The 23,117-nt window shown below is 57.1% G+C and carries 23 protein-coding genes and 1 pseudogene; 14 read left to right on the forward strand and 10 right to left on the reverse strand.

Annotation, left to right across the window (positions count from 1 at the left end; genetic code table 11):
• Window positions 1-26: 26 nt before the first annotated feature.
• The 6 genes from ACL2XQ_RS01225 to ACL2XQ_RS01250 all read left to right on the forward strand — a co-directional run bounded on the left by ACL2XQ_RS01225 (window position 27) and on the right by ACL2XQ_RS01250 (window position 5,485).
• Window positions 27-299 (forward strand): PTS sugar transporter subunit IIB, encoded by a 273-nt coding sequence (locus ACL2XQ_RS01225; protein ID WP_410012474.1) that lies wholly within the window; start codon window positions 27-29, stop codon window positions 297-299.
• Between the two features lie 30 nt (window positions 300-329).
• A complete protein-coding gene (locus ACL2XQ_RS01230; protein ID WP_413739966.1) occupies window positions 330-1,703 on the forward strand; it encodes a PTS ascorbate transporter subunit IIC in 1,374 nt (457 codons plus the stop codon).
• Between the two features lie 259 nt (window positions 1,704-1,962).
• The gene (locus ACL2XQ_RS01235; RefSeq protein ID WP_413739967.1) at window positions 1,963-2,208 is read left to right on the forward strand and encodes a hypothetical protein; all 246 of its coding nucleotides are present in this window, start codon (window positions 1,963-1,965) and stop codon (window positions 2,206-2,208) included.
• A complete protein-coding gene (locus ACL2XQ_RS01240) occupies window positions 2,208-3,512 on the forward strand; it encodes a type II toxin-antitoxin system HipA family toxin (protein ID WP_413739968.1) in 1,305 nt (434 codons plus the stop codon). Before ACL2XQ_RS01235 ends, ACL2XQ_RS01240 begins: the two co-directional genes overlap by 1 nt.
• A 458-nt stretch (window positions 3,513-3,970) precedes the next feature.
• Window positions 3,971-4,738, forward strand: a complete 768-nt coding sequence (locus tag ACL2XQ_RS01245; RefSeq protein ID WP_413739969.1) for an HNH endonuclease — start codon at window positions 3,971-3,973, stop codon at window positions 4,736-4,738.
• A 486-nt stretch (window positions 4,739-5,224) separates the two neighbouring features.
• Complete coding sequence (locus ACL2XQ_RS01250; protein ID WP_413729005.1) at window positions 5,225-5,485, forward strand: hypothetical protein; 261 nt, start codon at window positions 5,225-5,227, stop codon at window positions 5,483-5,485.
• 131 nt (window positions 5,486-5,616) lie between these two features.
• On the opposite strand, the gene ACL2XQ_RS01255 is transcribed toward ACL2XQ_RS01250, so the two are convergent.
• Both ACL2XQ_RS01255 and ACL2XQ_RS01260 read right to left on the reverse strand, forming a co-directional pair.
• A complete protein-coding gene (locus tag ACL2XQ_RS01255) occupies window positions 5,617-7,788 on the reverse strand; it encodes a YgiQ family radical SAM protein (protein ID WP_413739970.1) in 2,172 nt (723 codons plus the stop codon).
• A gap of 242 nt (window positions 7,789-8,030) precedes the next feature.
• Window positions 8,031-8,342, reverse strand: a complete 312-nt coding sequence (locus tag ACL2XQ_RS01260) for a hypothetical protein (protein ID WP_410012469.1) — start codon at window positions 8,340-8,342, stop codon at window positions 8,031-8,033.
• Between the two features lie 289 nt (window positions 8,343-8,631).
• Between ACL2XQ_RS01260 and ACL2XQ_RS01265 the strand changes: the two are divergent.
• Window positions 8,632-8,742 (forward strand): annotated as a pseudogene (locus tag ACL2XQ_RS01265) (VapC toxin family PIN domain ribonuclease); the annotation flags it as partial.
• A gap of 119 nt (window positions 8,743-8,861) precedes the next feature.
• Here ACL2XQ_RS01265 and ACL2XQ_RS01270 read toward each other — a convergent pair.
• Window positions 8,862-9,524, reverse strand: coding sequence for an HAD-IA family hydrolase (locus ACL2XQ_RS01270; RefSeq protein WP_413739971.1), 663 nt, complete (start codon window positions 9,522-9,524; stop codon window positions 8,862-8,864).
• A 73-nt stretch (window positions 9,525-9,597) separates the two neighbouring features.
• On the reverse strand, window positions 9,598-10,725 hold the full coding sequence (locus ACL2XQ_RS01275; RefSeq protein WP_413731438.1) for an alanine racemase: 1,128 nt from the start codon (window positions 10,723-10,725) through the stop codon (window positions 9,598-9,600).
• A 198-nt stretch (window positions 10,726-10,923) separates the two neighbouring features.
• Here ACL2XQ_RS01275 and ACL2XQ_RS01280 point away from each other — a divergent pair, with 198 nt between their 5' ends.
• Window positions 10,924-11,853, forward strand: a complete 930-nt coding sequence (locus ACL2XQ_RS01280; RefSeq protein ID WP_413731437.1) for a LysR family transcriptional regulator — start codon at window positions 10,924-10,926, stop codon at window positions 11,851-11,853.
• A 2-nt stretch (window positions 11,854-11,855) separates the two neighbouring features.
• Here the strand turns inward: ACL2XQ_RS01280 and ACL2XQ_RS01285 are convergent, their stop codons facing one another.
• The gene (locus ACL2XQ_RS01285) at window positions 11,856-12,596 is read right to left on the reverse strand and encodes a 3-oxoacyl-ACP reductase family protein (protein WP_410012465.1); all 741 of its coding nucleotides are present in this window, start codon (window positions 12,594-12,596) and stop codon (window positions 11,856-11,858) included.
• 117 nt (window positions 12,597-12,713) lie between these two features.
• On the opposite strand from ACL2XQ_RS01285, the gene ACL2XQ_RS01290 reads away from it, so the two are divergent.
• Complete coding sequence (locus ACL2XQ_RS01290; RefSeq protein ID WP_413739972.1) at window positions 12,714-13,331, forward strand: TetR/AcrR family transcriptional regulator; 618 nt, start codon at window positions 12,714-12,716, stop codon at window positions 13,329-13,331.
• Between the two features lie 44 nt (window positions 13,332-13,375).
• Here ACL2XQ_RS01290 and ACL2XQ_RS01295 read toward each other — a convergent pair whose 3' ends face one another.
• Both ACL2XQ_RS01295 and ACL2XQ_RS01300 read right to left on the reverse strand, forming a co-directional pair.
• Window positions 13,376-14,701, reverse strand: coding sequence for an APC family permease (locus ACL2XQ_RS01295; protein ID WP_413729000.1), 1,326 nt, complete (start codon window positions 14,699-14,701; stop codon window positions 13,376-13,378).
• A 63-nt stretch (window positions 14,702-14,764) separates the two neighbouring features.
• On the reverse strand, window positions 14,765-15,577 hold the full coding sequence (locus ACL2XQ_RS01300) for a carbon-nitrogen hydrolase family protein (protein ID WP_410012462.1): 813 nt from the start codon (window positions 15,575-15,577) through the stop codon (window positions 14,765-14,767).
• Between the two features lie 97 nt (window positions 15,578-15,674).
• Between ACL2XQ_RS01300 and ACL2XQ_RS01305 the strand changes: the two genes are divergently transcribed.
• Entirely contained in the window at window positions 15,675-16,454 is a 780-nt protein-coding gene (locus tag ACL2XQ_RS01305) for a response regulator transcription factor (RefSeq protein WP_413731434.1), read from the forward strand.
• On the opposite strand, the gene ACL2XQ_RS01310 is transcribed toward ACL2XQ_RS01305, so the two are convergent.
• Window positions 16,419-16,775, reverse strand: coding sequence for a transposase (locus ACL2XQ_RS01310; protein WP_413739973.1), 357 nt, complete (start codon window positions 16,773-16,775; stop codon window positions 16,419-16,421). The genes ACL2XQ_RS01305 and ACL2XQ_RS01310 overlap by 36 nt on opposite strands.
• A gap of 471 nt (window positions 16,776-17,246) precedes the next feature.
• Here ACL2XQ_RS01310 and ACL2XQ_RS01315 point away from each other — a divergent pair, with 471 nt between their 5' ends.
• From ACL2XQ_RS01315 to ACL2XQ_RS01330, 4 genes are all read left to right on the forward strand, one after another.
• Window positions 17,247-18,017 carry an alpha/beta hydrolase gene (locus tag ACL2XQ_RS01315; RefSeq protein ID WP_410012459.1) on the forward strand — a complete coding sequence of 257 codons (771 nt, stop codon included), beginning with the start codon at window positions 17,247-17,249 and terminating at the stop codon, window positions 18,015-18,017.
• 33 nt (window positions 18,018-18,050) lie between these two features.
• On the forward strand, window positions 18,051-18,725 hold the full coding sequence (locus ACL2XQ_RS01320) for a heavy metal response regulator transcription factor (RefSeq protein WP_410012458.1): 675 nt from the start codon (window positions 18,051-18,053) through the stop codon (window positions 18,723-18,725).
• Entirely contained in the window at window positions 18,722-20,119 is a 1,398-nt protein-coding gene (locus ACL2XQ_RS01325) for a heavy metal sensor histidine kinase (protein WP_413731431.1), read from the forward strand. The genes ACL2XQ_RS01320 and ACL2XQ_RS01325 overlap by 4 nt, the downstream gene beginning before the upstream one ends.
• Before the next feature lie 68 nt (window positions 20,120-20,187).
• Complete coding sequence (locus ACL2XQ_RS01330) at window positions 20,188-21,090, forward strand: LysR substrate-binding domain-containing protein (protein WP_413731429.1); 903 nt, start codon at window positions 20,188-20,190, stop codon at window positions 21,088-21,090.
• 11 nt (window positions 21,091-21,101) lie between these two features.
• On the opposite strand, the gene mntP is transcribed toward ACL2XQ_RS01330, so the two are convergent.
• Complete coding sequence (gene mntP / locus ACL2XQ_RS01335) at window positions 21,102-21,674, reverse strand: manganese efflux pump MntP (protein ID WP_410012455.1); 573 nt, start codon at window positions 21,672-21,674, stop codon at window positions 21,102-21,104.
• A 197-nt stretch (window positions 21,675-21,871) separates the two neighbouring features.
• Entirely contained in the window at window positions 21,872-23,098 is a 1,227-nt protein-coding gene (locus ACL2XQ_RS01340; RefSeq protein WP_410012454.1) for an MFS transporter, read from the reverse strand.
• Window positions 23,099-23,117 lie beyond the last annotated feature (19 nt).

Below are 23,117 nucleotides of genomic sequence, written 5' to 3' on the forward strand. Positions count from 1 at the left end.
ATTCACTATGACCAACGAGGTGAAGCATGAAAATTATGGCGGTGTGCGGCGCAGGCTTAGGCAGCAGTTTTATGATGGAAATGAATATCAAGAAGGTCCTGAAAAACCTGAACATTTCCGCGGACGTTGAACATTCGGATCTGGGGTCGGTAACACCGGACGCGGCCGACGTGTTTGTTATGGGCCGGGATATCGCCTATAGCGCCAACCTACCTGAAAACAAGCTTATTATTGTCAACAGCATCATTGATATCAAAGAGCTGGAAACCAAGATAAGCGAATATTTTCAGAAACAATAACAGGTTATACATCTTACCGCTGAGGTTGCTATGTTTATACAAAACCTTTTACTGGTCGTGGTCGACGTGCTCAAGGTGCCGTCTATCCTGGTCGGACTGGTGGCGCTGTTCGGCCTGGTCGCCCAGAAAAAGCCTTTTCCCGACGTCATCAAGGGCACGGTCAAAACCATCCTGGGGTTTTTGGTGCTGGCCGGCGGGGCATCGGTCCTGGTCGGTTCCCTGTCGCCGCTGGGGGATATCTTCAAGCATGCCTTTGATGTGCAGGGCATCATCCCCAACAATGAAGCCATGGTGTCCATCGCCCTGGAAAAATATGGCGCCTCGACCACGTTGATTATGGCTTTCGGCATGGTGGCCAACATTATCGTCGCGCGCTTTACCCGGCTGAAATACATTTACCTTTCCGGCCATGTCACCTTCTATATGGCCTGTATGGTGGCGATTATTTTGTCGGTGGCCGGGTTTGCGGGCGTGCAGCTGATTTATACCGGTTCCCTGACGCTGGGCCTGCTGATGGCGATTTTTCCGGCGATGGCCCAGCCGTATATGCGCAAGATCATCGGCAACGACCAGGTGGCTTTGGCCCATACCGGCACCGTGGGTTATGTTCTTTCCGGCTGGATAGGCTCGCTGGTGGGTAAGGGATCTAAATCCACCGAAGAGATGAACATGCCGAAAAACCTGAGTTTTTTGCGCGACAGTACCATCTCGATCTCCATCACCATGATGATTATTTATTTTATTCTGGCGATTTCAGCGGGCCGGGAATATGTCGAAAGCCAGTTCAGCCATGGCCAAAACTATCTGGTCTATTCATTTGTGCAGGCGATAACCTTCGCCGCCGGCGTGTTTATTATCCTGCAGGGCGTGCGCTTGATTTTAGCGGAGATTGTTCCGGCCTTTACCGGCTTTTCGGAACGGCTGGTGCCTAACGCCCGTCCGGCGCTGGACTGCCCGATTGTCTATCCCTATGCGCCCAACGCCGTGCTGCTGGGCTTTATTTTCAGTTTTATCGGCGGGCTGGTGGGGTTGTTTTTCCTCGGGCAATTGCACTGGGTATTAATCCTGCCGGGCGTAGTACCGCACTTTTTCTGCGGCGCCACCGCCGGCGTCTTCGGCAATGCCACCGGCGGCAGGCGCGGCGCCATGGCGGGGGCCTTTGCCCACGGTGTATTAATCACCTTCCTGCCCGTGGCGCTGCTGCCGGTGCTCGGCGCCATGGGCCTGGCCAACACCACTTTCTCGGATACCGATTTTGGCGTGGTGGGGATTATGCTGGGCAACATGGCGCGCTTTATGGACCGAGGCACCATTACCATGGCGATAACCGGGGTATTTGTGCTGCTGGTGATTTATAACTTTGCCGCCAGGAAGAAGGTGGCGGTGGAGGAGAGCGAGGTGTAATCGCTCCGCCGGACATACTGAATAAGGGCCGGCGACGGCCCTTTTTATTGCTCATTTGCCCTTGGATGACGTCTCAACAACAAGGGCGCTGTACGAACTTATGTTAAATGCCTTGGGATGCCCTGGCTTACTTTGCTTTTTATACATAATGGGTATATTTTTTATTTATACAAAATATGTATAAAACACGTTTATACTATATTTGTATATTTTAAGAATATACTGTATATGTATAATGCGTCAGGCAGGGGGCACCTCAATGAAGGTTTACATTCAAAATCCGCACAGTTTAGGCCGCATGATCCGCGATACGCGTATCAAGAAAGGCTGGACACAGGCAGATCTTGGCCGGCAAGTCCATATGCTGCAAAAAGACATCTCGTTGCTGGAACATGACCCCGGCAGCGCCAAACTGTCTCGGCTGCTGGCGGTATGCGCCGCGCTGGAGCTGAGATTGATGGCCGAGGAAAGTATCGCTTCAAAGACCAGTGAGGACATGTGGTGATGGGCAGAAAAGCGCTGTACCAGCAGCTCTATTGTTCAATGAATGGCATCCCGGTAGGCGTGATTACCCGGCGACAGGGCAGGATGAGTTTCCAATATGTTGAAACCTGGCTAAACCACCGGCAAGGACGCCCGATTTCGCTTAGTATCCCTCTTGCGCGTGAGGAACAGCATACTGAGGCGGTACATGCCTATTTTGAGAACCTTCTGCCCGATAATGATAATATCAGAAAGAAGATCGTCGACAGCCTGGGTGCGGCAAGTACCCATCCCTTTGACCTACTGGAAATCATCGGTGCTGATTGTGTAGGTGCATTATCTATAACGTCCCAAAAGCTCCAGTACACCCACCCTGAAATTACGGTGAAGAAACTGGCAACGGAAGACGTGGCACAGGTGATCCGCCGATCCCGCATTACCAATATGTTAGGTATGGAAGAAGACGATGATTTCCGTATTTCACTGGCCGGAGCACAGGAAAAAACAGCGCTGACATGGTGGGATGGTCACTGGTGCAAGCCGTACGGCCAAACGCCGACTACGCATATTATTAAGCCTTCAATAAATATGCATAAACAAATGCAGCTCGATTTATCAAATAGCGTTGATAACGAGTTCTTTTGCCTGCGGTTTTTGCAGCATATGGCTATCCCCGTTCCCCATGTTTACATACAGTCATTTGAAGAACAGAGGGTCCTAGTGGTGACGCGTTTTGATCGTTTGTTAGCGCAGGGGAAAATTTTCCGATTGCCCCAGGAAGATATGTGCCAGGCTCTCGGAAAAAGCAGTGGTAGTAAGTATCAGGATAAGGGTGGTCCGGGTGTTAAAGATATCATGGAACTGCTACTCACTTCAGCGCGGCCAATGACGGATCGCGAAATTTTTATGAAATGTCAGTTACTATTTTGGCTATTAGCCGCTATCGATGGCCATGCTAAAAATTTCAGCTTATTTCTTAGACCTACAGGATATGAGTTAACACCCATTTACGATGTCATGTCAGCTTATCCTTACTTTGGGCAAGGGAATATGCAAAAAAAGAAGATAAAAATGGCGATGGCAGTCTATGGTACAAATGCCCATTATCATTGGAACACTATTTATAAAAGGCACTGGCTCTCTACTGCCGAGAAAGTTGGATATGATAAAGGTTTGATGGAAAATATTATTGATGATGTGATCACGAATACCAACACAGCATTAGAAAAAACGGCACAAGATCTCCCTGAGGGATTTAGCGAGAACATAGCAATATCCATAATTGATCATGTTAAATGCGCCTTAAGACGATTAACTGATAATTAACACATTTTTTAAGACGACAACTGCTGCGTTATTCGTCGTATTCATCAGGAATAAGACCTACGACTATCGTAGCCATAAATGCGTCTACACCATCCCGCGACCTTGTTCAAAAACGCCCGACGGCGGCCCGCTTATACCCTATCCCGTCGCGGAAAGGGCTGGGTATCGCCGCCGGCATTAATGAATTTGGCGCCGGCGTTATCGGAGATATTCCCGCCGCCGATTAATCCATCACCCACCTGCATCGCGGACTCATGGTCGGGCAGTCCACCGCCGATCGTAAGGTCAGCCGGGCCGGGTAGCGGGACGTCACCCCAACGAATAAAGGCGAGGAAACGACAGCACGTTACGTTGATGTCGGTGTAATAATAGTACCAGAATCAAAATCATATGTAGTAATATGTAATCATTGATTATAAGCAAGATAATGATTGCAGTCATGCATGCAGGAAAGTGGGATGGCAACATATGATTTTGTAGTAGGGAATAGTTATACCAAAAATGATCTTTATACCCTGTGCCGTATTCCCGTAGAAAAGCAAAAAGGCAGTTGGAATACCGGCTATACCCAGTACGATGGGGATTGGTTTATCTTTTGTAATATCGGCATGCCGGGGCGTACGGGCCATAACTATGGCAATAGATTCGTTGGGGATGATCTGTTGTGGTATGGCAAGACCGACTCCCATATCAATCAGCCTTCCATCAAATCAATGCGGGATGGAATCGGCAATAATTTCATCTTTTATCGCACAGACGATCGCTCCCCCTTCACCTTCGCGGGCACCGCCAAGGCGATACAGGTGCGCGATATACGACCGGTTGAAATCCTGTGGGGGTTTCTACAATCGGGAGAGCAACGCGTTGAGGTGCTGGCGCAAGAAGAGGTGGAGCCGGAAAAGTTCTATGAAGGCGCCACTAAAACCATTTCAGTGAATATCTATGAACGCAACCCCCAGGCGCGCAGGCTGTGCATCGATAAACATGGCGTGTCTTGTGCCGTATGCGGGTTTAACTTTGCCAAGGTCTATGGGGAGGTCGGCAAAGGTTTTATCCACGTCCATCATCTCAAGCCGCTGGCTGGGATTGGGGCGGAGTATCAACTCGACCCCGTTGAAGATCTGCGCCCCGTATGTCCGAATTGCCATGCTATGCTGCATCGGCGCAAACCGCCCTATTCTATTAATGAACTAACTGAATTACTAAAAGAGAATAGTTCCCAGTAAAGCGATTCAAAAGGCACGCTCACTTAAACGGTCATCGTTATGATGTGAGCGTGCTTGAAAAATATTGTTGAATAAACCATGGCGAACTTGTGTATTGTCTATATTGACTTTTTGAAGGATAAACATTAGGGTTACCTCATGCGCTGACCGCTGGAGAAACAATGTCATTGATCGTGTTGATACTTTCAGTATCATTAATGGGCTTTTACTTTAAGAATAAAACCGAATTAAATAAAACGATTAATTTTATAAATGTATTTTCCATATGTATGACCCTGTTTTTTATTACTTATTTTATCAGAAATTATAGCTCATCGTCGCCTGAATTGATTATGTCATTTGATGTATTTATAACTATTTTTTTCATAAGTTTATTCATTGCTGCTTTTGCACACTTAATGTTTTTAAGAATTAAACCTTATTGATATTGGTGAGATTATAAATAAATGGAATTTCATTAACATTTTTTTACAAAAGGAGATAATTATGATCAGACCACAGTTTGGTATTACCCCTAACCCAGCCTGCAATCAACCCAATCCCGTGGGCAATACTAATTACAATACCAATGGTTTATTGCCTTTAGGAATAGGCATTGGAACAACGGTTATGCGGGCTATTCCCACTCCTGTAGGCGTCGGAATTGCGGTTGCCACCGATGTGTTAGGCAGGGCCGCGAATCATATGCCTATTAGTACGCCCATGCCTAACGTACCGATGAATCCCAGTTGGGTTGGGAATAAATAATTTTTTAAGGGCCTAATGAGTTATTAGGCTCTTAAGTCATCGCATTAAATTTCTCGATTAAATCATTTAATTTACCCTATCCACTTTGCGATGGCGGCTACAATTATCGATTAAACGGATAGCGCACGATCTTATCCTGCTTTTTTCCCTCGCCCGGGAGCCTTGCCACCCGAGCGTGTCGGCTTGCCCGCGGCCTGTGCCCCCATCCCCGTAAACCGCGTTAACGCCGGCTGAGCGTTGCGATCCCGCTTTTTGCCCGTCCTGAGCTCATCCACGGTGGCCGGCGGAATCAAGCACTCCCTGCGGTTGCCGATCAGCTGCTTCATATCCATTGCCGTCAGCGCCTCGCGGATCAGCGGCCAGTTGGCCGGGTCGTGATAACGCAGCAGCGCTTTATGCAAGCGCCGCTGGCGCTCGCCGCGCGGGATCACCACCTCTTCGCTGTGATAATCCACCTTCGCCAGCGGATTTTTACCGCTGTAATACATGGTGGTGGCGCTGGCCAGCGGCGAGGGGTAAAAATTCTGCACCTGGTTCAGCCGGAAGCGGTTTTTCTTCAGCCACAGCGCCAGGTTCACCATATCCTCGTCGCGGGTGCCGGGATGCGCCGCGATAAAGTAGGGGATCAGGTATTGCTCCTTGCCGGCCTGCCGGGAATAGGTATCGAACAGCTGCTTAAAGCGCTGATAGCTGCCCATGCCCGGTTTCATCATCTTGGCCAGCGGACCTGCCTCGGTATGCTCCGGCGCAATCTTTAAATAACCGCCAACGTGATGCTCCGCCAGTTCCTTAATATAACGCGGGTCCGCCACCGCCAGGTCGTAACGCACGCCCGAGGCGATCAGGATCTTCTTGACGCCCGCCAGCGCCCGGGCGCGGCGATAAAGTTTGATGGTCGGCTCGTGGTTGGTATCCATATGCGGGCAGATTTCCGGATAGACGCAGGATGCCCGGCGGCAGGTCTGCTCGGCGCGCGGCGCCTGGCAGCGCAGCATATACATATTGGCGGTGGGACCGCCCAGATCGGAGATCACGCCGGTAAAGCCCGGCACGTTGTCGCGGATTTCCTCGATTTCCCGCGTAATGGAGGTTTCCGAGCGGCTTTGGATAATGCGGCCTTCATGTTCGGTAATCGAGCAGAACGCGCAGCCGCCAAAGCAGCCGCGCATAATATTCACCGAGAAGCGGATCATATCGTAGGCCGGGATAGCGGTATTGCCATAGGCCGGATGCGGCACGCGCTGGTAAGGCAGGGCAAATACCGAGTCCATTTCTTCCGTCAGCAGCGGAATGGCCGGCGGGTTGATCCAGACATAGCGGTCGCCGTGTTTTTGCATCAGGGCGCGGGCGCAGCCGGGATTGGTTTCATGATGCAGGATGCGCGAGGCATGGGCGTACATCACCTTGTCGTTCCTGACCTTTTCAAACGAGGGCAACAGGACGTAGGTTTTTTCCCAGGGCTTGGGTTTGGGCGCGCGCACGCTTACCGGCCGGGCGTCGCCGGCGTTTACCGTCCGGGTGGCGCAGGGCAGGTCGTCGCCGTAAGGATTAACCATGGGCTCGATACGCCCCGGCGCATCAAGGCGCGTGGAATCGACGCCGGTCCAGCCGGGCAGCGCCGTTTTACGCAGTACGGCGGTATTACGCACATCGTTGATATCAGCGATGGGCTCTCCCGCCGCCAGGCGGTGGGCCACTTCCACCAGCGGACGCTCGCCGTTGCCGTAAATGAGCATATCGGCCTTGGCATCCACCAGTACCGAGCGGCGCACGGTATCCGACCAGTAGTCGTAATGGGCGATACGGCGCAGGCTGGCCTCGATGCCGCCCAGCACCACCGGCACATCGCTGAACGCCTCCTTGCAGCGCTGGGTATAGACCAGCGTGGCGCGGTCCGGGCGTTTGCCGGCGAGATTGCCCGGCGTATAGGCATCGTCATGGCGCGCTTTACGATCCGCCGTGTAGTGGTTGATCATCGAGTCCATATTGCCGGCCGTAACGCCAAAAAACAGGTTCGGCTTGCCCAGGCGCATAAAGTCCGCTTTGCCGCGCCAATCCGGCTGGGCGATGATGCCCACCCGAAAGCCCTGCGCCTCCAGCATGCGGCCGATTATCGCCATGCCGAAGCTTGGATGATCGACATAGGCGTCGCCGGTGACCACGATAATATCGCAGCTGTCCCAGCCCAATTGGTCCATCTCCGCGCGGGACATGGGCAGGAAGGGCGCGGTGCCAAAACATTCGGCCCAGTAAAGCGGATAGGAGAACAGCTGGCGTTCGGGGCGGATCAGGCTTGTCGGCACGGGGAACTCTTAAGCGGATGGCGTCTTTGGGGCGAAAATTCTACCGATTTTGCCGGGGAAATGGTGGGGAAATTGCGATCACAATGAGACAGATCAAAAAAATCAGCCCCGCTTATCGCCTGGGCCAGGAAGGCATGGCGGCAATATTACCGGCTGTGCCGTTAACGCTCTTACCGAAATCGCAATGGCCGGAAATGGGCCTGATTAGCATTCAGGCCCTCTAAGTCTTCACATTTTATCTATCAAAGTACATTATCGATCATACACTGGAGGAAAGGTTTGACTTGCTCTTGCCGGTCCTGACTGACGGGTTGGCTTGTTTCGTCGCTAATATTCAGTTCCCTCGTTATTTTATCCTGTTTGTCCGGTGATTTTTTATCAACCGCCACTTTGATATCTATGAGGTACTCATGGCCGTCAGGCAGCAGCCTGGTACAGCTTTTTATCCGCTCACTCTCGTTTTCCCTCAGCTTTACTGACTCATGTGTGGTGTGCGCATACGTGAGTGGGCTAAGCGTTACGATTGGTAATAGCATGCAAAGCAATTTTTTCATCTTATATCCTCGTTAAATTTATTTTTATTAAAAACGCGTTAATTAAAAAAATTATGCCAATTATTCACTTTAAAATTATTTTAAGTAAAATAAAAATGACCCAGAATAATCTAACCGGAATGCAATGCTCGCATACTGCTATTTAAAATAGACTATTGTGGTGTGTTTTTATATAGGGTTGGATGTTGGGTGGGCGGTAAAGTTCATCCATTTTTTAAAATCATTATTCATTTTTTGCAAGTTATAGATAGATTATTTTAATTATAATGTTAATTATATATAGTGATTTAAACGCCTGGAGCAGAGGGTGCCGCGTAATCACCGTATCGTGGTATCGGCCATCACCTACGCCGAAACGCGCTTCGGGACAATCGGCCAGAAGGCTTCCCGGCGCCATGCTGGTGACCAATAATATCAGAGAATTTGCGCTGGTGCCGGGACTGGCGCTGGAGATTGGGTTGAGCAACAGGATTCGGCGAGCTTTAGCGTTATTCGTTAACCCAGGAGGCAGCGCCGCGTTTAACGCCGCCGCCTTATCTCCTGCGGCAATGTCGCCAGCGTCGCCAGCTCCGCCACCGGCCGGGGGGCGTCATCGGGGGCGGGCAGTCCCACCCGGTTGTGCCAGAACGTGGGCAGGCCCACTTTGGCCGTGCCGAACAGATCGTAGGCCGAACCGGCCACGAATACCGCCCGGTCGGCGCTGACGCCGGCGATATCCAGGGCCAGTTGATAGGGGCGCGGATCGGGTTTATAGAAGCCGGCCTGTTCCGAGGTGACCACTACATCAAAGGGCACGCCAACGCTGAGGGCCGCGGCCAGACCCAGGCGCTGCGAGCAGTTGGTGACCACGCCCAGCCGGTAATGCCGCGCTAACGCCCTAAGCACGCCCACGGCTTCCGGCCAGGGACGCAAATCGCGCCAGCCCTCCTCCAGGCGGCGGGCGGCGGCTTGACCCAGTCCGACGCCGGCGGCGGCTTCCGCCACCAGGGTTTCATAAGGCCGGTAGGCGCCGCAGCCGTAGGTCAGCCCCAGATAGGCCATGCGCCAGGCGCGCCCCGCGTCTTCGGACCCGGCGGCCCGGTTCCATACCGTCCATGAGTCCAGCACGGCGGTAAGCAAATCAAATAACACCAGCTCCACCGGCAATACGGGTGCCCCTGCCTGGATAGCGGTTTGGTCCATGGGTTTCTCCTTGCCTGGCCTTAGTCTGGTTGCGCGATGGCGCTGATGTCCGCCTTGACGTGCCCCGTATTGCCTACCAGCCGTTGATGCGCGGCCAGAATACCGGCGGCTGGGTATCGGCCAGGTAATAACCGCTGAACTGCGCGGCGGTGGCGCAGGCGTGGTTGGGCAATATCCGCAGCAGGGTGCCGATCGGCAGCGCCGGCAGATCGCGCGCGCCGGAACGGGAGGCGATAATGCCGTGCTCCTGGTTGGCGTCGGCGACGATCAGGTCGGCGATGGGGTTGCCCTGATTATCGCACACCAGGCCGTACCCCTGATCGACGGGTTGGGCCGCGGTGCCGCGATCGCGCGACAGGGCCATCCAGCCCGCATCGATAAGGGTCCAGCCTTTGGCCGGCTGATGGCCGATGACCGTGGTCGCCACCGACAGCGCAATATCCCCGGCACGACAAACGCCCAGTCCGGCCATCACCAAATCAAAAAACGCGAATACCCCGGCGCGCACTTCGGTTACGCCGCTAAGGTCGCGGGCAAACAGCGCGGTGGGCGTGGAACCCACACTGACGATCTCTATGGGAAAACCGGCCCGGCGCAGCATATCGGCGCTGGTGACCACCGCGTCGCGTTCATCCATGGCGCACTGCTCCAGCGCGGCGGCGGAGCGGCAGTGATAAGAGCCGCCGGCGTGGGTCATGACGCCCCGCAGCCGCACCCTGCTGTCTTGCAGCACGCGGGCGATATCGATAAGCAAGGACGAGGCCGGCGGCACGCCGGAACGGTGGCCGTCGCAATCAATTTCCAGCAGGACGGCGAAATCGACCTGGTGACGGCCGGCAAAGGCCGTCAGCGCGCGGGCGCTGGCGAGGTTATCGAGGATCAGCAGCAACCGGCAGCCGGCGCCGATAAGCCTGGCGGCATGGGCTAATTTATTCGGCGCAATTCCCACGCCGTACAGAATATCCCGGTAGCCGGCGGCGAAAAAGAAATCCGCCTCGCGCAGGGTGGACACGGTAATCGGGCCTTTTTCCCCGGCAAAAAGACGCTCGCTGACCTGAAGGGATTTATTGGTCTTCACATGAGGGCGCAGCGTAACGTTAAACGGCGCAACCTGGCGGCGCATGCGCTGAATATTGTTGTCCAGACGCGCAACATCCAGCGTCAGGTAAGGGGTTTCCATGGTGGCGCTTATATCGGGCATAGGTCCTCCGGCTGAATAGTGACAGTATAAAAAACCGCCGCTGGCGGAGTAAATTGAATCTTTCTGTATCTATGATTCAGTACTACTTAATACTTGATTCATGCATTTAGCAGGATGGCAATATTAGTCACAGTAGTATGGTAACGGGCGGTGACTATGATAATTTATCATTATTAATCCCAGATTCAGGAATGTCCTATGCACGATATGCGGGATCTGAAGCTGCTGCTGGCGATTCGCGATAACGATACCCTCGTGGCCGCCGCCCATCAGCTGGGCCTGACCCCTTCGGCGGTGACCCAGCGTTTGCAGACCATAGAGAAGCGGCTAAATGTGCGCTTGATCGACCGATCCGCACGGGGCTTGTGTTTTACCGGCGAAGGGGAACTGTTATGCCTGCGCGGTAAACAGCTGGTGGAGCAGTACGATGCCCTGATGCATGAGCTGGATAAGCGGCGCAGCGGTTTTGCCGGCACCTTGAAAATCAACGCCCCGTTTGGCTTCGGCCGGCGTTACCTGGCGGCGGCGGCCGCGGATTTTCAGCAGCGCTATCCCGACGTCGAGATGTCGCTTACCCTGTCGGACCGCCCGCTGGTTGAAGCCGCCGAACGGTTTGATATCGTGATTCATATCGGCCAATTGCGGTCATCCAGTTTGATTGGCCATGCTATTGCCGCCAACAGACGTTTTGTCTGCGCCTCACCCGATTTTATCGCCCACCATGGTCAGCCCAGCTCGCCGGAAGAGTTGGCCCGCCTGCCCTGCATCGCCCTGCGTGAAAATAATGAAGACGTGCTGCTGTGGCATTTTACCCGCGGACGCACCAGCAGCAGCGTGCGCGTGCGCTCAACGCTTGCGAGCAACGACGGCGATATTATCCGGCTGTGGGCGACGCGCGGGCTGGGCATTATCATGCGCTCGGAATGGGATGTGGCGGAGGCCTTGCATAAAGGGGAACTGGTGCGCCTGATGCCGGCCTGGAAAACCCCCGACGCCAATGTGATTGCCTTGACCCACCAGCGTGAGGGGTTGCCGCTGCGCACGCGCCAGTTCATGCGTTTTCTGCGGGAACGGTTTTCGCCGGTCCCGCCCTGGCGCGAGGCTCAGGAGGGCACTATCCACGGCTAGGATTACGCGTTAATACCGCCGTCCACATTGATGCCGGTGCCGGTAATATGCCCCGCCGCCGGAGACGCCAGGAATGTGACCGCGGCCGCCACGTCTTCTGCCTTGCCGTAATGGCCCAGCGCAATATACTGGCGCTGGGTCTCGGCGCCTTCGCCGTCGGCGGGGTTCATATCGCTGTCGGTGGGGCCGGGGTGGACCAGGTTAACGGTAATGCCGCGCGGGCCCAGATCGCGGGCCAGGCCGCGGGTCAGCGACAACAGGGCCGATTTGGTCATCGCATAAACGGCAATGCCCGGCATCGGCACCCGATCGGCCAGGCAACTGCCGATATTGATAATGCGCCCGCCTTGCCCCAGGTGCGGCAGCGCGGCCTGGGTGGCGACCACCAGGCCGCGGATATTGACGTTAATCATCGCGTCGATATCCTCAAGCGCCATATCCTCCAGCATGCCGCCGCGCGCGATGCCCGCGTTATTGACCAGGATATCGAGACCGCCCAGCCCGGCCACGGTTTGGCTTACCGCATCGCGTACCGCGCCGGACGATGCGCTGTCGGCCTGGATGGCCAGCCCCTTGCGGCCAAGCCGCTCAATCTCCGCTACCACCGCGCTGGCCTTGTCGGCGGATTTTTCATAGGTAATAGCCACGTCGGCGCCGGCCCGCGCCAGCGATATCGCCATGGCCTTGCCCAGGCCGCGGCTGGCGCCGGTGACGAGCGCGCGTTTGCCTTGCAGTGAATTCATGGTCGCTTCCTCTTTATGTGTTAATCGATACAAAAATAACTTAAACGGAATTGCCGCCGAAGATCAAGCGTATTATTATAATGATCGACACATAATTAATGAGGGCAGGCGCAGGTTATGGCGGCACGAGGACGACCCAGGGCTTTCGATCGCGAGGCGGCGTTGGCCGCGGCAATGAGACTCTTCTGGCAGAAGGGGTACACCGCGACGTCGATGGCGGAACTCTATCAGGCGATGGGCATTCATTCGCCAAGCCTGTATGCCGCATTCGGCAATAAGGAAGACTTGTTCCTGGAAGCCGTGGCCTGCTACGAAAAATCTATCGCGCCACTGATATGGTCGCCGCTGGATACCGCGCCGACCGCGCGTGAAGCGGTGGGGGAATGGCTGAAATGCTCGGCGCGTATCCTGACCCGGGACGCGTGGCCGCCAGGCTGTATGGTGACGCTGTCGAATGTGGCGGGTGAAGGATACGCGCGGCTGGGCGAGCAGGTGAAACGATCGCGCCAGCGCGGTATCGATAAGCTCACCGCCCGGCTGGATCAGGCGGTGGCGGAGCGGGAGCTGGCGGCCGGCATCGATACCGCGGCGCTGGCGCGGATGTACTTTAGCATCCAGCAGGGGATGTCTATCCAGGCACGCGACGGCGCCGGTTTCGCTGCGCTTGACGCCATGGCGGATATGGCGCTGGCGCTGTGGCCGGCGGCCCAGGCCATGGCGTGCCATGGTGTCTAGGGCTTATATCCCCAGGCAGGGGCAAAAGAATGCCGGCGCCTTGGTTACTCGGCATCGCCGTTAAAATGTAATACCGGCGCCGGCTGCCGGTGGGTGCGACGAAACCCGTACAGGCGCAGCCCGCCTAACGCCAGCCAGATCAGGCCTAATATCATGGCGGTTTTATCCAGGCTGACCAGCAGCCATAAGGTCGCGACGGCACCGAACGCCGGGCAAACCAAATAGAGCAGGGTGGACAGGGGGTCTCGCCGGCGCTGGCGGATGAAGTAGTGGCTGATAACGGACACATTGACCAGGGTAAAGGCCAGGAAAGCGCCGAAATTAATAAATGACGTGGAAGTGGTGACGCTCATAAACAAGGCGAGCAGGGCGACCGCGGCGCAAAGCAGGATGGCGTTCGCCGGGGTATTACAGCGTCCCAGCCTGCCCAGGACCCGGGGCAGCACGCCGTCGCGGCCCAGGGTATAGATAAGCCGGCTGGCGCTGGCCTGGGCGGCGATACCGGAGGCGAACTGGCCGAAGACCAGGCCAATCATAAACAGGGTGACGAAAATATCGCCGCCAATATTGCGCGCAATCTCAAATGCGGCCGCGTCGGTATTCGCGAATGCCGCGCCGGGGTGCGCCAGCTGTACGCACCAGGACACCGCGATAAAAATAATGCCGCCGATAAGCGTAATCAGCATAATGGCGCGCGGAATACTGCGTTTGGCGTCGATGGTTTCTTCCGTCAGGGTGGTAATGGCATCAAACCCGAGGAAGGAATAACAGGCCACGGCGGCGCCGGCGACCAGCAGCGGCAGCAGATGGGCGCCGCCGGCGGTAAAGGGCGCCAGGCTCCAGAACGGCCGGGACGCGTCGCCCCAGATATAATGCACCGCGAGAGCCACAAAGGCCGCCAGCACCAGCAGTTGCACTATCATCAGCAGGCTGTTGACGGCGCTGGCGACTTTCAGGCCGATAATATTGATACATGTGGTCACGGCGATAAACGCCAGCAGCCATACGTACTGCCCAACGGCGGGAAACGCCGAGGAGAGGTAGACCGCGCCGATAAGCCAGATCACCATCGGCAGGAACAGGTAATCAAGCAGTATCGCCCACCCGGCGAGAAAGCCCAGGTTATCGCTGATGGCATTGCGCACGTACATATAGGCGGAACCCGCCACCGGGAAGGCGCTGGCCATCCGGCTGTAGCTAAACGCGGTAAACAGCATGGCCACCAGGGCCAGCACATAGGCGCCGGGCACATGGCCGTCGGTAATCTGCGCCAGTACGCCAAAGGTGCCCAAAACGATAATCGGCGTCATATAGGCCAGGCCGAACAGCACCAGATGACCGGTGGTAAGCGTCTTTTTAAATGCCGACATGGAAAACTCCCGTGTGTGTTTAGTTTTACTAAACATCAAGTTTAAAAAGTGAACGTTAAGCCGTTAAAGCGGCCACCAGCGTTGCCCGTCGGGGCAGGTTTCCATATGGCCGGATAACATGAGCCGGCGGTCCTTGAGATAGTGATATTGGCTGCGGGCTTTTTCCGGCAGGGTAAAATCCAGCGTGACCCTGAGCGTCGCCTCCTGCCTGCCCAGCGCGCCGAGCAGGTTGCCATAGGGATCCACCACCGCGCTTTCGCCGGCAAACGTGAAACCGGCGCCGGCGCCGGCGCGGTTGGTCATCGCGAAAAAAATCTGGTTTTCGAACGCCCGGGCCAGCGCCGCATGCCGGTGTACCGGACCGTAGGGATCCATATTGCCATTGGTCACGACCAGCAGATCGCAGCCCATGGCGGCCAGGGCGCGGGCGGTTTCCGGGAATTCAATGTCATAACAGATAAGCAGCCCGATCCGCTTGCCGCGCCACAGGCCGCATACCAGGCGATCGCCGGCCAGCACCAGCGCGCGTTCATCCGGCCATAAATGGGTTTTGCGGTATTTAAACGCCACGCCGTCTTCCGGGGTGATAAAAACCGTGGTGTTGAAGACGCCCTGTTCATCCCGTTCCAGCAGGCCGATGGCGATGGCGATATCGCGCCGGACGCTGAGTGCCTTAAGCGTTGCGATCTCCGGCCCGTCCAGCCGCAGGGCGCGATCGTCCACATGGCCGTTTTCGGCAAAGCCGGTCAGAAAGGTTTCCGGAAAAATCACCAGCTGTGTTTGCGGACTGCAACGTTCGATATGCATTACTGCCTGCGCCATATTGCCTTTGATATCACCCTCGCGGTTGCGTGCCTGTATTAATTCAAGCTGCATACACTGTTATCCTTTGTGCATATTTATGGCGTTAATCATTAGTCCGATTATGCATGTAGGGATATGCTTGCCTATAACACGAACGGGGATGACTCAAATGGGTGATAAGCTTTACTTATCAATGGAGGACCTGGCCTGGCACCATGATATCGGGCTGCTGATCGATAGCCTGGACCAGGCGGATTTTTGGCTGAAAGCCGCGCGCTATTTGCATGGACGGCTGGTATTCGATAATTGGGTGGCGCTGCTGTTTATCCGCGACGCGCCGCCGGTGATCTTCGCCGAAAGTGATGAAAGTGACGGCAGCGACGCCAAATTGTTTTTGGATTATCAGAAAGGCCTATACCTGCTGGACCCCTTTTACCTTGGCGTATGGGCCAATCCGCGCAGCGGGCTTCAGCGCCTGGACGAGGTGGCGCCGATCCATTTTCGCGACTCCGAGTATTACCGCCGTTATTTCCAGCGCAATATCGTCGAGGATGAAGTGCAGTTAAACCTGGTGTTGGATGAGCGGCGGATTTTGTGTTTATCGCTGGGCGGGGCGCGGCGTTTCAGCGATCACGACATGGGCTTCCTGCGGCTGTCCGTGGCCTGGCTGCTGCCGCTGATGCGCCAGCGCATGCGTTTTGAAACCGCCCGCGCCGAGAGCGTGGCCTCTCCTTTCCTGACCGGCCTGCCGGGCACCGAAATGCTGACCGAACGCGAAAGCGAGGTGACGCAGCTCATGTTAAGCGGCTGCTCCACCAAGGAAATCGCCCGTCGCCTGTGTATCTCCATCGAGACCGTGCGCGCCCATAAAAAGCATATCTATGCCAAGCTGGGCGTGAAAACGCAGTCGGAATTATTTGTGCTGTTTTGGCAGGGGCGGCAGGAGTGATGTCGGCCCGCTTCCCCGGGGCAGGCTCTTAAAATCGTCCGTAATCAGCAGCGCGGCGGCTTTTTTCAGGATATCCCTTTCCATCTCCAGGCACCTGATGCGTTCCTCAAGCTCCTGGATGCGCTGCTGATCCGCCGTGACCGCCATGCCCGGCGGCATGATGCCGCTGCGTTCAGCCCGCAGCTGCGCGACCCAGCGGTACAGTACGTTTTCGTTGACCCCGGTGGCGTCACAGGCTTCCTTGTAGGTATGGTTTTTATCGAGCACCAGGCTTGCGGCCTCCCGCCTGAACTCCATGCTGAATGTTGTTTTTCTGGTCATCAGGACATCCTTTTTAATCCGGCGATTATATCGCCTATCAGGACGCCCGGCATTAGTAGCACCCCCTGCCGTTGCCGCGCGGCCGTCCCCGGCGGCCACGCTTAACCAACAATCTCGGCCAGGGGATTATTCCCGGCCGGCCGGAGAATAATCATGCTTCCTGCCGTTTCGTTCCTGTGCCGTTTAACCGTTTCTTTGCGATCTTCGCAGGGATAAAACCTGACTGGCTCGCTGAAAGAATCAATTATCTCGCACGCTATAAGGCGGGAAATGCTATTTCGCGGGACGCCTGTCCCAGCGAATAATTTCGGGGCGGCAGCGATGCCGGTTTGACGCTTTGCGCAGGGACCACGCCGTCGTCATAACTTTGTCATGATTGCGTCAGGCCGGTGTCAGCGCCGGGGCCGTAAACTCCTTACCTGAAACAAGTGGTACAGACCACTGCCACCACGGTATATGGAGCTTAAAATCATGCGTATTTTGTTAACCCGTACTATGTTGTCATCCGCCGCCTGCGCGCTTTTGCTTACGGCAGGCATGGTTTCCGCCCAGGCCGCGCCGGTCAGGAATATCGTCCTGGTGCACGGCGCATTTGTCGGCGGCGCCGGCTGGCGGCCGGTGTATGATATTTTGACCAGGGACGGCTATCACGTCACACTGGTGCAGGAGCCGCTGACATCGTTCCCGGAAGATGTGGCCGCCGCCAAACGTACGCTGGCCATGCAGGACGGTCCGGCGGTGCTGGTGGGGCATAGCTACGGCGGCGCCATCATTACGGAGGCGGGTAACGATTCCCATGTCGCCGGCCTGGTGTATATCGCGGCCCACGCCCTGGATAATGGCGAAACCGAGGCCAGTAACGGTAAAAAAATGCCCAACACCGCGCGACCTTTCGCCAAAACGCCCGACGGCTACCTGTACATCAACCCGGCAAATTATCCGGCGGATTTCGCCGCCGATCTGCCGCGCAAACAGGCCGAGTTCGAGGCGCAGGCGCAGATGCCGACCTCGGCCAGCGTATTTACCGCCAATATTGCCGACCCGGCCTGGAAAACCAAGCCGAGCTGGTACATGGTGGCGCAGGCCGACAAAATCATCAGTCCCGACCTGGAGCGGATGTATGCGGCGCGGGCGCATAGTCATACGGTGGAAGTCGCCGGCGCCAGCCATTCGGTATACGAATCCCATCCCCAAGAGGTCGCGGCGCTGATAGAACAGGCGGCGCGCCATGCGTTAGACTAAACCGTGGCCGCGACAGGCCGCGCCGGAGATTATATGAAGATTCTCGTCATCGAAGATGAACCCAAGGCCCGGGACTATATGCGCAGCGGCCTGACCGAATCAGGTTATGTGGTCGACGTGGCGTCGGGCGGCGTGGACGGCCTGCATATGGCCCTGGAAGAACGCTACGATCTGATCCTGCTGGATGTGATGATGCCGGGAATGGACGGCTGGTCGGTGATGGAGGTGATGGACAAACGGATTGATACCCCGGTGATCTTCCTCACCGCCAAAGGCACCCTGGAGGATAAACTCAAAGGGCTGGCGCTGGGCGCGGACGATTACCTGGTGAAGCCGTTTTCCTTCGCCGAGCTGCTGGCGCGCATCCGGATTGTTTTGCGGCGCGCGGGACAGGGCCGGCAGGATGACGTGCTGGCCGTCGCCGATTTGCAGATGGATGTCGCCAAACGGCGCGTGGAGCGCAACGGTGTGCGCGTCGACCTCACCAACAAGGAGTTTAACCTGTTGCATCTGTTTATGCTGAGCCCGGGGCAGGTGCTGACCCGCTCGCTGATTGCCTCCAGGGTGTGGGATATGAATTTTGACAGCGACACCAACGTGGTGGATGTGGCGGTGCGGCGTCTGCGGCAGAAAATAGACGAGCCGTTCGGCAAGCCATTGATCCATACCGTCCATGGGGTGGGTTATCGCTGTGAAGACGAAACATGAAACGTTTCTCGCTGACCTCCCGCCTGTCATCGGCCCTGGCCATGCTGGTCATGCTGGTCATGGCCACCGTCGGATACGCCCTGTACCGTACTCTTGAGCAACAGCTGATTATCCGCGACGACGGGGCGCTAATCACCCGCGTCGAGCAGATCCGTACCCTGTTGCTCAATGAAGACGTCATGACGCTGATTCACGATAAGCCCGGCCTGTTTGCCAATATGCTCGGCAATACGGAGTCGTTATTGGTGCTGCAATTTACCGACCGGCCCCCCCTGATTGAAATCAATCCCGGCCATTCGCCCATTCCGCACATCAATCCGGTGCCCGCGGACGCGCCCCTGACGCTCGCCGCCGTACAGCATGCGGTGGCCGCCGGCGGCATTCCCTTTATTTCCGCCTCCGCCCTGGCAAACGTCGCCAGCGCGCCTTATCAGGTAAAAATCACCACCGGCCGCCTGATGTCGGAGCGCACCCGTACCCTGGCCATGTACCGCAACCAGATCATCCTCGTCGCGTCGATCGCCACCGTGCTTACCGCGCTGCTGGCCTGGATTTTCACCCGCCGGGGTCTGGCGCCGCTGCGCCGCCTGGCCGCTGAAACCGCCATGATGGATGTCCGCTTTTTGTCCAGGCGCATCGGTATCACCCATGCGCCGCCCGAACTGCGGGAACTGATCGCGGCGTTTAATACCATGCTGGAACGGCTGGAAATCAACTTTCGCCAGCTTAGCCAGGTATCCGCCGATATGGCCCACGACCTGCGCACCCCCATCGGCATACTGCTCGGGCAAACGGAAGTGGCGATGCGGTTCAAACGTGATAATGACTATTATGAAAACCTGCTGGGCTCGAATTTCGAAGAACTGCAGCGCCTGGCAAAAATGATTGATAACATGCTGTTCCTGGCCCGGGCCGGGGATGCGGGCCATGCCATCCAGCGCGTGGTGCTGTCGTTAGCGGACGAATTCGGGCGTTTGAGCGAGTATTTTGAAGGGCCGGCCGGAGAACGCGGCCTGACGCTGGTCTGTGCGCGGGACGGCGCCACGGCGTGGGCCGACCCCGAGCTGCTGCGCCGCGCCCTGGCCAATCTGCTGGCCAACGCGATACGTTATGCCGACGCGGGCACGGCCATCGTGCTGCGGGCCGTGCAGCAGCCTGAGGGAACCACCATCAGCGTGGAGAATACCGGCCCCGACATTGCGCCGCAGCACCTTGAACGCCTTTTTGACCGTTTTTACCGCGCGGACGCTTCGCGTACCGGCGACGCCAGCGCCAGCGGGCTGGGTTTGTCCATTGTCCGCAGCATCATGATGCTGCATCAGGGCAGGTGGCATGCGCAAAGCAGTAAACGGCTCACCCGGTTCAGCCTGTTTTTCCCGGCAAAACCGCGGTAAAACCATTGCCGGGAATATATTTCATAAAAGTGGCATATCCGGCAAACATATTTGATAATTAATCAAATATGAAAACGACTCTTGATGAAATGCAGGCGTTTATCGCGGTAGTGGACAGCGGTTCCATTACCGCCGCCGCCGCGCAGCTGGATCAAACCATTTCCGCCACCAGCCGCACCCTCGGGCGGTTGGAAGAGAAACTGCGCACCACGCTGCTCAGGCGCACCACGCGCCGGCTGGAACTTACCGAGGAGGGCCGGGCCTTTCTCGAGCGCGCCCGGGATATCGTCCGCGCCGTCGAGGAGACGGAGGAATTGCTGTCCATGCGGCGTAACCAGCCGTCCGGGCTGCTGCGCGTGGATGCCGCCTCGCCGTTTATGCTGCACGTCATCGTGCCGCTGGTGGCGGGGTATTGTGAGCGCTATCCCCAGGTGGCGCTGGAGCTGAACAGCAATGAGGGCATTATCGATTTACTGGAAAAACGCACCGATCTGGCGATCCGCATCGGGCGGCTGAAGGATTCCACGCTGCACGCCCGGCTTATCGGCAACAGCCGCATCCGCGTGCTCGCCAGTCCCGCTTATCTGGCCGCGCGCGGCACGCCGGCAAGCGTGGCGGAATTATCCCGGCATACCCTGCTGGGTTTTAACCAACCCGAGGCGCTGAATGAATGGCCGCTGCCCGATGACAGCGGGCTGCCGCTGCATATCCAGCCGTCCATCCGCGCGTCCAGCGGCGAAACATTGCGGCAACTGGCGCTCAATGGCGCCGGTATCACCTGCCTGTCGGATTTTATGACGTGCGCGGATCGGCGGGAGGGGAGGTTGTGTCAACTGTTTCAGCGGCAGACGCTGGATGTCCGCCAGCCGATTAATGCGGTGTATTATCGTAATACGGCGCTGTCTTCCCGGATCCAGTCTTTTGTCGATTACCTGGTCGAGGCCCTCGGCCCCCATGGCTTCGGCGCATAAGGCGCCGCGGTTTAGCTGAACAGGCCGAGATGCTCGATCAGGATATGACAACCGATGCCGACCAGCACCATGCCGCCCAGGATCTCGGCCCATTTACCCATGACCGGGCCCAGGAAGCGGCCAAGCAGCACGCCGGATGAGGTCATGACCAGCGTTGCCGTACCTATGGCCAGCGCCGTGGTGACGATATTCACCTGCAGGATGGCCAGGCCGACCCCTACCGCCATGGCATCCAGGCTGGTGGCGATGGCCGTGGTGACCAGCAGCCAGAAACTGTGTTTTCTGCGCGGCGGCAGATCGTCGGTGGTTTTGTTAAAACAGCCGTGAATCATCATTCTGCCGCCCAGGATACCCAGCAGGATGAAGGCGATCCAATGATCCCAGGCGACGATGTATTTGCTGGCGGCAATGCCCATTATCCAGCCGATTACCGGCGTGATCGCTTCCACCGCGCCAAAGATGGCGCCGGTTCTCAGCGCCTCTTTCAGCCCCGGGCGTTCAAGCGTCGCCCCTTTGCCGATGGAGGCGGCAAAGGCGTCCATCGACATGGCGAAGGCGAGGATCATGGTGGCGTACATATTCATTATTATTACCGGGTGGTGCCTGGCATCGATCCTGCCGCTGTTCGTCCTGCGCGGCGGGCGCATACCGGTTAATCAGTGAAAGAGGGGATGATACAGCGTTATCGCAGGAAAAAAAAGACAATAAAAACATGGGATTAAGTATAGCCATGGCTATATTTTATAGCCATGGCTGTTTAGCGGTATAAAATTGCGACGCTTTACGCCGGCCGCTGCTCGCTGCGCCGGCCCGCGATCAGCATGATAAGGCCGCCGGCCAGCAGCGTCAGGCCGCTGTAGGCGATGGCGCCCGGCGGCCCGAAGCCGTCCACCAACAGGCCGCCCGCCACTGCGCCCAGCGCGATGGCGATCTGGAACGTCGTCACCAGCAGGGCGCCGGCGGTTTCCGCATGATCGGGCGCGGCCAGCGTGTTCCAGGTCTGGAAGCTTACCGGCAGCGCGCCAAAGGCAAAACCCCAGGTCGCCGTGGCGGCAAAAGCCAGCCCGGCCAACGCGCCGTAGGCAAGCAGTAATGCTGCCATGACGCTGAGCAGGAGCGCCGCCAGCCCAACGCCCAGGCGGGCGCTGCGTTCAGCGATAAAGCCACCGGCGAGATTGCCGAAAAACCCGCCGATGCCGAAGGCCAGCAGCGCCAGGGAAATCATGCGCACGTCAAAGTGCGGCACCTGTTCCAAGAAAGGGCGTACATAGGTAAAGCCGGCAAAATGCCCCGAGATGACGAATATCACGGTAACCAGGCCGATGCGGATGCCCGGGCGGCGCAGCAGCAGCCAAAATGTCCCGAGGCTCGGCACATCCGCCGGCGGCAGCCGGGGCAGGGTGACCAGCTGTGCCAGCAAGGCGGCGATGCTGATGCCGGCGGCCGCCAGAAAAGTGGCGCGCCAGCCCAGGATATCGCCCAGATAGGCGCCCAGCGCCGGGGCGCAAACCGTGGCCGCCGAAACGCCGGTAAAAATAATCATCATGGCCCGCGGCAATAACCGGGCCGGCACCAGGCGCAGGGCAATGGCGGCCGCCAGCGACCAGATGCCGCCCAGGGCAATGCCGAGCAGCACCCGGGCTGCGATCAGCACCCAGATATTGGCGGCGACGGCGGCCAGCAGATTCGACAGCACCAGCAGCAGCGCCAGCCCCCAGACGACCATGCGCCGGTCCACTTTGCCCGTGCCGAGCACCACCGCGGGGCCCGCGATGGCGGCCACCAGCGCCGTCGCCGTTACCGCCTGCCCGGCGGCACCGTCCGAAATGCCCAAATCGGCGGCGACCGGCGTCAGCAGGCTGGCGGGTAAAAATTCCGCCGTCACCAGGGCAAATACGCCGAGCGACAGTGAAACCACCGCGCTCCAGGCCGCGGCGGAGCGCCCGTTATCGGTACGCGCCCCAGGGCATGACAAGCTTTCATCACCGGTACAGGACTTTTCTGACATGGAGACTCCACGAGATTCT

The sequence above is a fragment of the Sodalis sp. RH14 genome, assembly GCF_047324285.1.
Taxonomy (GTDB): Bacteria; Pseudomonadota; Gammaproteobacteria; order Enterobacterales; family Enterobacteriaceae; genus Acerihabitans.